Origin of the sequence: Asticcacaulis sp., assembly GCF_027484505.1 — a bacterium.
GTDB lineage: Bacteria > Pseudomonadota > Alphaproteobacteria > Caulobacterales > Caulobacteraceae > Asticcacaulis.
Map to the genome: position 1 here is coordinate 1 of NZ_JAIXSV010000122.1, position 10,446 is coordinate 10,446.

The following is a 10,446-nucleotide window of genomic DNA, read 5'->3' on the forward strand; positions in this document are numbered from 1 at the left end:
AGCGACAGGCGCACACGCGCGGCGTCCCTGCCCAGAAAGCGCTTAAGAACGGCTTCTGCGGCGGAGGTCGTAGCGGCTTCGGCGCGCACCAAAGGCATAAGGCCCAGCGCGGTCGCCGTGGCCATTGAGGATGAAAGGAACGTCCGGCGGCTAAGTGCGGGCATTGCAGGGTCTCAACGGAGGAAGGAACGCGAACAGCAACTGGCCCTGATTACGCTGCCTTGCGGGAAACAAGGGGTGAATGACAGGCCGGATTTACTGCTGAGCTGAAGAAATATCGCATTTAATATTTGATTCAGCCCGATAATTCTATGCCGCCGGGTGAGGGTGGCGATGGGGGCAGTCTATGCGTCAAAAAATTGGCCTGTCAATTTTTTATATTAAAAGGCTGTCGCTTTTTTCCGTGCAGATATCTGCGCCACAACCGGTGTGGCCGGGGATTAGAATTTTAAGTTGTTGTTAGACGTGTATTTTTATTAATTTTCCTACAGCCTGAATCGGTTGCAGTGGTTTTTGATCCACACGCGGGACGGCGGTAAGCGGGGCGCCGGTGCGTCTGGTAAGGCGGGCCTGGATTTCCTCGGTCAACACTTTGGCGGGCCAATATTGGTTTGACCTATCCGGACGCGCGGGAGGCGATTCCCGCCTAAACATTGGCAAACCAAACCGTTTTGAGCGATTTCTATACCGGCGGTATTTTTGTTTGTGTCATATATGAGACACTGTTTCGCCAACTTTGTATTTTGGTTGACCTTTTATTTGTGAGTGCAAATAATTTAATTATCTGAAAAATAACAATAAAAAAAATTGGTAGCGGAACCATTTCGCAATTGCGGCGAAATTGGCGCGCAAAAATCGTTTATGTCAGGCATATTACAAATTGACAGGCCAATTATTCAGCGCATATTCAGCCTCGATTGACGCTCGTGGGTCAGTAAGTTGTGCCTCAGGTGTCGTCAATAAGATGATAGAAAAAGCAGAAAATGCTTAAGTTGAGTAAGCCGCGACTTTAAAGTCTGTGTTGCGGGCAGGGAGAATGCTAAGGTCTGAATGCGGACCTTTACCTTGCGGTAAGCACAGAACAGGGCCGCGGGATGGAATTGCACCAAGGTCATGCCGCTCAGTTGAGTAAGGCCAGATATCCCAGGAGAAGTTAAAGATGAAATTGCGGTCATACGCGAGGGGGACGAAATCCATCCTTCTTGGCGCCACCATGCTGATGGGTTGCGGTGCCGCCGTCGCGCAAGCGCAGGAAGCGGCGAAAGACGCGGCTGAACCGGAAGTGGTTGTCGTTACGGGCCTGAAAAAGAGCTACGCCGATGCGGTTCGCGCCAAGCGCAACAATATCGAAATCACCGACGGCATTTCATCGGACGGTCTGGGTCGCTTCCCTGACCTGAACGTGGGTGAAGCCCTGCAACGCATCCCCGGCGTTCAGATCAACCGCGAAGCCGAAGGCCGTAACGCCACCATCAACGTGCGTGGTATGCCGGGCTCCTACGCCCGCACGACGCTGAACGGTGTGGCTTTTGCGTCGCCGCCGTCGCTCGCCAATGATCAGGGCGCGCCGCTGGGTGCCTTTAACTCCGACATCTTCTCGGCCTTCGTGATCGAAAAGTCGCCTATGGCCAATGCCCAGTCGGGCGGCTTGTCGGGCAATGTGGATATGCAGATCGCCGGCGCTCTGTCGCGCACGGACGGCGGCCTGTTCAAGGCCGCGATGGAATATAACCAGCTGGGCGGCAAGACGGCACCGGCCTTCACCATCGGTTATAACAAGCACCTGAGCAGCGATTTGGCGGTGTTTGGTACGGTGGCTTATAAGAAAGAGAACTTCCGCCGCGATACCCTGCGCTTTAACGGCTACAGCCGCCTGACGCCGGGCCTGACCGGTCTGACGCAATCGCAGTTTGCTGCCACCTACGGCGACTATTATTCGGCGACGACCTGCCCGTCTTCTGGGTCGTTCTGCCGCACGCTGAATGACGCTGTCGGTGCCGACCCCAAAAAGGGTGAAAACTTCAACACGGCGACCACGGGTTCGAAGGGCAATACCGGCGTCTATGCGCTGGACGCCATCCGTCAATACACCCGTGAAAACATCGGCGAGCTGTGGACCGCGTCGGGCGGTGTCGAATGGAAGCCGAACGAAAACACCAAGGTGGGTCTGATCGGCTACTACAGCCAGCGTGACCTGCCGAAGACGACGCAGTACTTCCTGATCAACGCCGTGTGGGACGGTGCAGGCACCATCACGCCGTCGGGTACGCCGGTTCAGACCTCGGATGGTCGCTGGCTCTATCAGACGGCCGACTACGCCAACTTCCCGGCCAAGTCGTCCACGCGCCTCTATTCGCAAAAGCAGGAGTCGCAGGGCTTCATCGGTAACCTCGACTGGTCGAACGAAGACTGGAAGATTTCGGCCATCGTCGCCGGTTCGAAGGGGGCCAACCAGTCTCTGGAAACCGAACTGGATCTGCAAACCAACCCGGTCAAGGGTGGCAATGGCATCACCGGCCGACTGACGACCGGTTTCGGCGATCTGGATGGCTTCAGCTACACGGTCAATCCGACCCCGCAAAACCGTATCTTCAATACGGGCTGGATCTGGGGCGACAAGGACGATCCCGAAGGCTATAACACCGCCGATGGCAAATACTATCTGAACATCTCCGGTTCGGAAAGCTTTGCCGAACAAACCGTTACCTCGGCGCAGGTCGATGTCGAGCGCTTCGTCAACTTTGGCCCGATCACCAGCGTCAAGGGCGGCGTGCGCCTCGAAAAGAACGAGTTCAAGTCGTGGGGCTTCCGCAACATGGCCTATGGGGCCAAGCTGCAAAACATCACGCAGGACATGGTCTATACGCCGTCCTTCGTGGACGACTTCATGAACGGCAATGCCTCGATCAGCAAGAACTGGCAGGTCATCGACGCCGAACGCTTTATCGCCGCGGTAACGCCGGTGGACATCTACACCCCCTCGGGTGGCGGTCTGACGACGCGCGGCTTCAACATCCTGTACAAGGATGGCGCTTTTGCCGATAACAACTATCGTACCCAGAACAACCTGACCCAGGCCTATATCCAGTTCAAGTACGAAACCCAGCTTCTGGGCACCCGCGTGCGCGGTAACTTCGGTACCCGCTACGAAGGGACGGAAAACACGATCGACTCGCTCGACACCTACCGTAACTTCACGGGCGCGGTTGGCTCTCTGTCGGACTTCAAGTGGCAGCGTCTGGAAAACAAGTACCACTACTGGCTGCCGTCGGCGATCTTCGTCGCTGACGTCCGCGATGACCTGATTGTGCGTGGGGCCTATTACAAGACCTATGTCCGTCCGCAGGACCGTCAGTTCTCGCCGGTGACGCGTATTGGTGAGCCTGTGGTCAACTCGCAGCTCTCGACGCCGACCCAGACGATCCGCAACGCCTCGGTTCGCATTGGTAACAACAAGCTGCGTCCGTATCTGGCCGACTCCTACGATCTGTCGCTGGAATGGTATAACCGTCCGAACGGTGTAATCTCGCTGGCCTACTTCAAGAAGGTCATCACGGGCCGCATCGTCGGCACCTCGGACCCGGCGATCCTCTGTCCGTCCGATGGCTCGAACTGGGGCTTTGGTCCGCTGTCGTGGGATGGTCAGAACTGTACTGCGACCAGCCAGAGCACGGCGACCAACATCCTGCGTATCGGGGCTTCGGGGGCCTACAACCTCGACAGCGACACGACCGTGGACGGGCTTGAGTTCAACATCCAGCAGAACTTCGACTTCCTGCCGGGCTTCTGGAAGAACTTTGGCGGTAACTTCAACTACGCCTATACCAAGTCGAAGAGCCCGGCGATTGCGCCCTTCCCCGGTATTTCGAAGCACGCGGCCAACGCCATCCTGTACTACGAAACCCCGAAGTACGGCATCCGCGCGGTTTACAACTACCGCACCGACTATCCTCTGAACGCCAACGGCACCTATACGGGTGGCGCGCGTTCGGTGAAGGAACGCGGTCAGCTGGACCTGTCGGCTTCGTACAACCTGACCGATCGCTTCACCATCTCGCTTGATGCCTACAACATCACCGACGAGAAGCGCTACGAGTACGAAAACGATACCCGCTTCGTGCGCTGGATCGACTATGACGGCCGTACCTTCACCCTCACGGGTCGTGCGACCTTCTAAGCCTCCTGCGGGTTCCCGTTCGCGGGAACCCGTTCCGACCGTATCCAGAGCGCTCCCCCTCCTGAAAATAGCTCTGGATACGGGCCTCGATGCCTGACAAGTGATTTGTCAGGCATCTTTTTTTCCAGATATCGGGATGGGGACATGTCCCAGAAAATAAGACACGTGGTCATTGCGGGCGGTGGCACAGCGGGGTGGATGACCGCGGCCTGGTTTGCCCGTCTGCTCAAGGATGACGTAGACACCATCACGCTGGTTGAAAGCGAAGAGATTTCGACCATCGGCGTGGGTGAGGCGACGACCCCCTATATCCGCGTCTTCAATCAGGTATTGGGCATCGACGAGCACGCCTTTCTGAAGGCGACCTATGGCACCTACAAGCTGGGGATCGAGTTTGTCGATTGGGGGGCCATCAATAATCGTTATGTCCACCCGTTCGGGCCTTTCGGGCGTGAATTCGGCGCGCTGCCATTTCATTCGGTATGGCTGCGCCACGCGCTGAGCGATACCGACGCATCGCTGGACGCCTATAATCTTCAGGCACTGGCGGCGAAGGCTGGCAAATTCATGCCGCCCGCCGGGGCCAATTCACCGCTGGCCGAAATCAGCTATGCCTATCATTTCGACGCCAGCCACTACGCCGCCTTCCTGCGCCAGATGTCCGAGGCCGAGGGGGTGCGCCGCGTCGAAGGTCGCATCGAACATGTCGATCTGGATGAGCGGGGATTCATCAGCGCTCTGCGTCTGAACGGCGAGCGCCTGATCGAAGGCGACCTGTTTATCGACTGCACCGGTTTCCGCTCGCTGTTGCTGGGCGAAGCGCTGGGCGTCGGTTTTGAAGACTGGTCGCACTGGCTGCCGTGCGACCGCGCGCTGGCCGTGCCCAGCCGCTCGACCGAGCCGCCCGTGCCCTATACGCGCTCGACCGCCCACAGTGCCGGCTGGCGCTGGCGCATCCCGTTGCAGCACCGCGTCGGCAATGGCAGCGTCTATTGCAGCCAGTTCATGGACGAGGAGACGGCGCGCCAGAATCTGCTGGCCAATCTCGACGGGGAACCTCTGGCCGAGCCGCGCGCTATCCGTTTTCAGACGGGTCGCCGGCAAAAGTTCTGGGAAAAGAACTGCGTTGCCATCGGCCTGTCGTCGGGCTTTCTGGAGCCGCTCGAATCGACCTCGATCATGCTGATCCAGAACGGGATTGCGCGGTTGCAGTATCTGTTCCCCGACCGCGACTTCCATCAAGCCGATATCGACACCTACAATGCCGATCTGACGCGCGAATATGAGGAGGTCCGCGACTTCCTCATCCTGCACTATTACGTGGGCTCACGTTGTGACAGCGACTTCTGGCGCTACTGCCGCGACATGGCGGTGCCGGACGCCCTGACGCAGCGGCTCAACCTGTTCCGTAGCCGCGGCCGCATCCCGCAGGAGCGCGGCGAGCAGTTCCGCACCGGCAACTGGCTGGCGGTGATGTGGGGGCAGGGCCTGCGCCCGGCCGCGCCTGATCCGCTGGTGCTCAGCATCCCTGAGGAGCGCTCGGAAACCTGGCTGCGCCAGACGCGCGAAGTGATCGCCGCCTGTCGCGACCGGATGCCGCCGCACGAGGACTATATCCGCCACTTCTGCGCGGCAAACATTTAAAAAGGAATGCCATGACCCGATCGACGCGCCGCGAAACCCTCGGTGGACTTCTGGCCCTCAGCACCCTGCCTCTGCTGGCGGCGCAAGCCCGCGCACAGGGAACGAAAGCCTCCACCCGGGTGTTAAGCTTCAATGCGCCCGCGGCGCGCTGGATGGAGGCCTTGCCGGTCGGGAACGGGCGTCTGGGGGCGATGGTCTATGGCGGCGTCAGGAGCGAGCGCCTGCAACTGAACCATATCGAGCTATGGTCCGGCCGCACGGTCGAGGACAACCCCAAGACCACGCGCGCCGCCCTGCCCAGGGTGCGCGAACTCTTGTTTGCCGGTAAGCGCGCCGAGGCCAACCGTCTGGCGCAGGACCAGATGATGGCCCCGATGAACGAGGTCGATTACGGCTCCTATCAGATGCTGGGCGACCTGCGGCTGGAGATGGGGCATGGGGAGACCGTCAGCGACTATAGCCGCGAACTGGATATGGCCACAGGGCAGGTGACGGTGCGCTATCGCATCGGCAAGACCATCTATAGCCGGACCGTTCTGGCCTCGGCCCCGGATCAGTGTCTGGCCGTTCGGATCGAAACCAGCGCCCCGGAAGGCCTGTCCCTGACAGCGACGCTGAAACGCGACCGCGACGTGGCCTTTGACTGGCAGGGTCAGGTGCTGAAAATGTCAGGACAGCCGCAGCCCTTCGGCGTGCACTACTGCGCCTGGCTGGCCTGCCGCAGCGAAGGCGGCAGCGTCACGCCCGACGGGCAGGGTTTCCGTGTGACCGGCGCGCGGGCGGTCGTCCTCACCCTGACCGGAGCTACCGATCTGCTGGCTCCCGAACCGGAAAAGGTGGCGCAGGCCGCGCAGGCCAAACTTGCCGCCCGGTCGTGGCAGGCTTTGGCCCGCGAGCAGGAACGCGATCACCGCGCCCTGTTTGAACGGGTGGAATTGACGCTGGCGCCTGCCGGTGTGCCGCATCTGGCGTCCGAGCGTCTGGCGGCGGCGTCCGATGCGGCGGAAAAGGCGCTGATCGAAACCTATTTCAATTTCGGGCGTTACCTGCTGATCGGTTCCAACCGTCCGGGCTCCCTGCCGCCCAATCTTCAGGGTCTGTGGGCCGATGGTTTCGCGCCGCCGTGGAGCGCCGACTACCACATCAATATCAATATCCAGATGAACTACTGGCCCGCCGAAGTGTGCGGCCTGTCCGAACTGCACGAGAGCCTGTTCGACTATGTGGACCGCCTGATGCCCCATGCGCGGCAGACGGCACAGATCGCCTATGGCTGCCGTGGGGCGGTGGCGCACTATACGACCAATCCGTGGGGGCACACCGCGCTGGATGGCAAGGTGCAGTGGGGGTTGTGGCCGGAAGGGTTGGCCTGGCTAACCCTGCATTACTGGGAGCATTATCTCTATACGGGCGATCTCGATTTCCTGAAGACGCGCGCCTTGCCCGTGTTCAGGGCCTGCGCCGAATTCACGCTCGACTACCTCGTCGAAGACCCGCGCACGGGCAAGCTGGTCTCCGGGCCGGCCAGCTCGCCGGAAAACAGCTATGTGATGGACAATGGCGAGGTGGGCTATGTCGATATGGGCTGCGCCATGTCGCAATCCATGGCCTTTACCGTCCTGACGCTGACGCAGAAGGCCACTGAGGCCCTGTCCGTTGAACCCGACCTGCGCAAGGCCTGTGCGGCGGCGCTGGCGCGACTGGACCGGCTGAAGATCGGGCCGGACGGGCGCGTTCAGGAATGGAGCGAGCCGCTGAAGGAGGCGGAACCCGGTCACCGCCATATCTCGCACCTGTTCGGCCTTTATCCCGGCATTGAGATCGACGCCCACGATACGCCTGATCTGGCTGACGCGGCACGGCGCACCCTGAGCGAGCGCCTGCGTCACGGTGGCGGGCATACCGGCTGGAGCGCGGCGTGGCTGACCATGTTCCGGGCGCGTCTGGGCGAGGGCGATGAGGCGCTGTCCATGCTGCGCAAGCTGTTTCGTCAGTCTACCGGGGCCAACTTCTTCGATACCCACCCCTACACGCCGGAGCCGATTTTCCAGATCGACGGCAATCTGGGGGCGACGGCGGCCATCGCCGAAATGCTGGTGCAAAGCCATAACGGCATATTGCGCTTGCTGCCCGCCCTGCCGAAATCGTGGGCGAACGGGCGGGTGCGTGGTCTGCGGGCGCGCGGCGGCCTGATCGTCGATCTGGAGTGGGCGAACGGTCAGTTGACCCATTGTGTGGTGAAGGCCTCGCGCAAGGCGCGCTACCGGATTTTGCCGCCGCCGGGTCAGGACGGTCTCAAAGCGCTCAGTGCTGGTAAGGACACGCTGAACTGGGGCAAGGCGGTCGAATTGCAGGCCGGACGGACCTATGTGCTTTAGGCCCGGTGCCCGCAGCCAGACCAGAGGCACGGGCAGCGCGCCTGATCAAATGCGCGCGGGCGCATTGACCCGACGGGCCGGTGCGGGCTATCCAAGACGTTCAACAGCCGTGCGGCGGAACGTGATGTCAAACGAAGAGATGGCCTCGGAGGAGCTACGCACCCAGCGCGATCTGCGGGCGTATCAGGTTATCGGGCAATCTCTGCTGCAACGCATCTGCTCCGGTGAGTTTCACGCCACGGGCAAGCTGCCGACCGAACGTGAACTGGCCGAGGTCTATAGCGTCGGCCGCGCGGTCATCCGCGACGCGCTGGTCATGCTGGAAGTCAAGGGTCTGGTGCAGTCGCGTCAGGGGTCGGGCATCTACATCACCAAAACGGTCTATACCGAGGGCTGGCCGGAGCGCAAGGAGGAGTTTGCTGATCGGCCTTTGAGCGAAGCCCCGGCACCGAAATGGCTCGATATCCTGCACGCCCAGCAATGCCTGGAAAGCCATATTGCCAAGCAGGCGGCGCTGGCGGGTGCCGACGGCCTATGGCTGGAGGATCTGATTGAGCGCCTGCGTCTTGTGGCCTCAGCGGCGGAACTGCACCGTCTCAACGGACAATGGCACAGCGCTCTGGCGCAGGCGTCGCGTAATACGGAGTTGCTGTGGCTGTCGCAACAGATGTGGGAACGCCGGGCGCAGGCTTCGGCGGCGCATCTGGTGAACGACTCACCCCCTTTCACGGCCATGCGTAATCTGTGCGTTGGAGACCACAAACGCACGCTGGAGGCGGTCAGAAAAGGCGATAGCGACCGCGCCTATTACGCCATGTGGCACCACTTCGAGAACCTGAAGACCTTGTACAAGTCCGAAACCACCGCGCTGAGCCTGCCGTCCTGACGGTATTGGCCGGTCAATCCCGGTGGATGAGCCTGGCTGAGTCATAAAACCTGTAAAGCTTTTTTCGCTGTCTTTGGGGTTCGAACCCCAAAATTAGATATTGGTTGGCCAATAAAAAGTGTATGGTCTGAATGGCGGGCGCAACACCCTCACCGCGGCAGACCGCAAGAATTTGAGAGCCCTGATGAACCCCAGAATGGCATCCCGACACAGCCGTGAAGGTCTCACCGACGCAGAGCCGGCGGGCACCGAAGAGACGTGGAGCGAGAAAGACCTTCGCGCCTATCAGGTGATCGGCAAGTCGCTTCTGGAACGCATCCGTTCCGGGGAGTTCCGCAGTAGCGGTAAGCTGCCGACCGAACGCGATCTGGCGGAAATCTACGGGGTGGGCCGGGCGGTCATCCGCGATGCGCTGGTCATGCTCGAAGTCAAGGGCGCAGTCCAGTCGCGTCAGGGCTCTGGCATCTACATCATGCCGCAGGCCTATGCGCAGGGCGTCAATGTTGAGGCGTCGGACGGTTTTGCGACGGGTGAACTGGCGGTGGCTCAGCTCAACCCCCAACACCTGATCGACGCGCATCAGTGGCTGGATTGCCAGATCGCCCGCATTACGGCGACACGCCACAGCGAAGATGACATGGCGGCTATGGAAAAGGCCTTGCAGATGCTGGTCAATACCAGCACGGACGAGGAGTACGAGCCGCGCAACCATCAGTTCCATCGTCAGATTGCGCAAGCCACGCACAATTTCGAATTTGTCTTCATGTCGGAACAGGCCTGGCAGCGGCGTCAGCAAAGCCCGGCGCTGCGCAATCTGAGCGTTCTTCTGTACGGTGACCGCTTCCGCAGCATGGTGTTTGCCGACCATCAGCGCACGCTGGACTTCCTGCATCGCGGTGACGGAGACGGGGCCTTCTATTCGATGTGGCACCACTACGAGAACCTGAAAACGGCCCTGACCTTAAGCGAGTCCCTGCCCGCCATTCAGGGCTGAGGCGAGACCAGAGCGTCCACGCACAATTTCTGCAACTGCCAAAAGACAGACGCCGGGGCTGTGAGAGCCGATACGCGCTCTGTTTCACAGCCCCGGCGTTTAACCGGCAAAGACCTGGGGAGGAAGGATAACGAACGGCCCCGGCCGGTTAGAGCGCTTTCCGAAAAGTGTGACGCACTTTTCGGATTAAAAAGCGCGTTAAACCAAAAATTTAGAGCGTTATTTCGATTCAGAATGAACGAAATACGCTCTAGGCTGTGGTGACAATTTAAGATTTAACGCGGTTCTTTTCTCCTCCCTACGAAGTGGGGAGGTGGCAGCGAGCGAAGCGAAGCTGACGGAGGGGTATAACCGTCCGTAAGATACC

5 protein-coding genes are annotated in these 10,446 nt (G+C 60.2%); all 5 read left to right on the top strand.

Going from position 1 to position 10,446, the window contains the following annotated elements:
- The first annotated feature begins 1,159 nt into the window (after positions 1–1,159).
- Positions 1,160–4,177, top strand: coding sequence for a TonB-dependent receptor (locus Q0072_RS07590; RefSeq protein WP_298327973.1), 3,018 nt, complete (start codon positions 1,160–1,162; stop codon positions 4,175–4,177).
- Between the two features lie 144 nt (positions 4,178–4,321).
- Positions 4,322–5,821 (top strand): tryptophan halogenase family protein, encoded by a 1,500-nt coding sequence (locus tag Q0072_RS07595; protein ID WP_298327977.1) that lies wholly within the window; start codon positions 4,322–4,324, stop codon positions 5,819–5,821.
- Positions 5,822–5,832: 11 nt separating this feature from the next.
- Positions 5,833–8,199 (top strand): glycoside hydrolase family 95 protein, encoded by a 2,367-nt coding sequence (locus tag Q0072_RS07600; RefSeq protein WP_298327980.1) that lies wholly within the window; start codon positions 5,833–5,835, stop codon positions 8,197–8,199.
- A gap of 124 nt (positions 8,200–8,323) precedes the next feature.
- Positions 8,324–9,085: a GntR family transcriptional regulator gene (locus Q0072_RS07605; RefSeq protein WP_298327983.1), complete on the top strand. Its 762-nt coding sequence runs from the start codon at positions 8,324–8,326 to the stop codon at positions 9,083–9,085.
- Positions 9,086–9,281: 196 nt separating this feature from the next.
- Positions 9,282–10,079: a FadR/GntR family transcriptional regulator gene (locus Q0072_RS07610; RefSeq protein WP_298327986.1), complete on the top strand. Its 798-nt coding sequence runs from the start codon at positions 9,282–9,284 to the stop codon at positions 10,077–10,079.
- Positions 10,080–10,446: the final 367 nt, after the last annotated feature.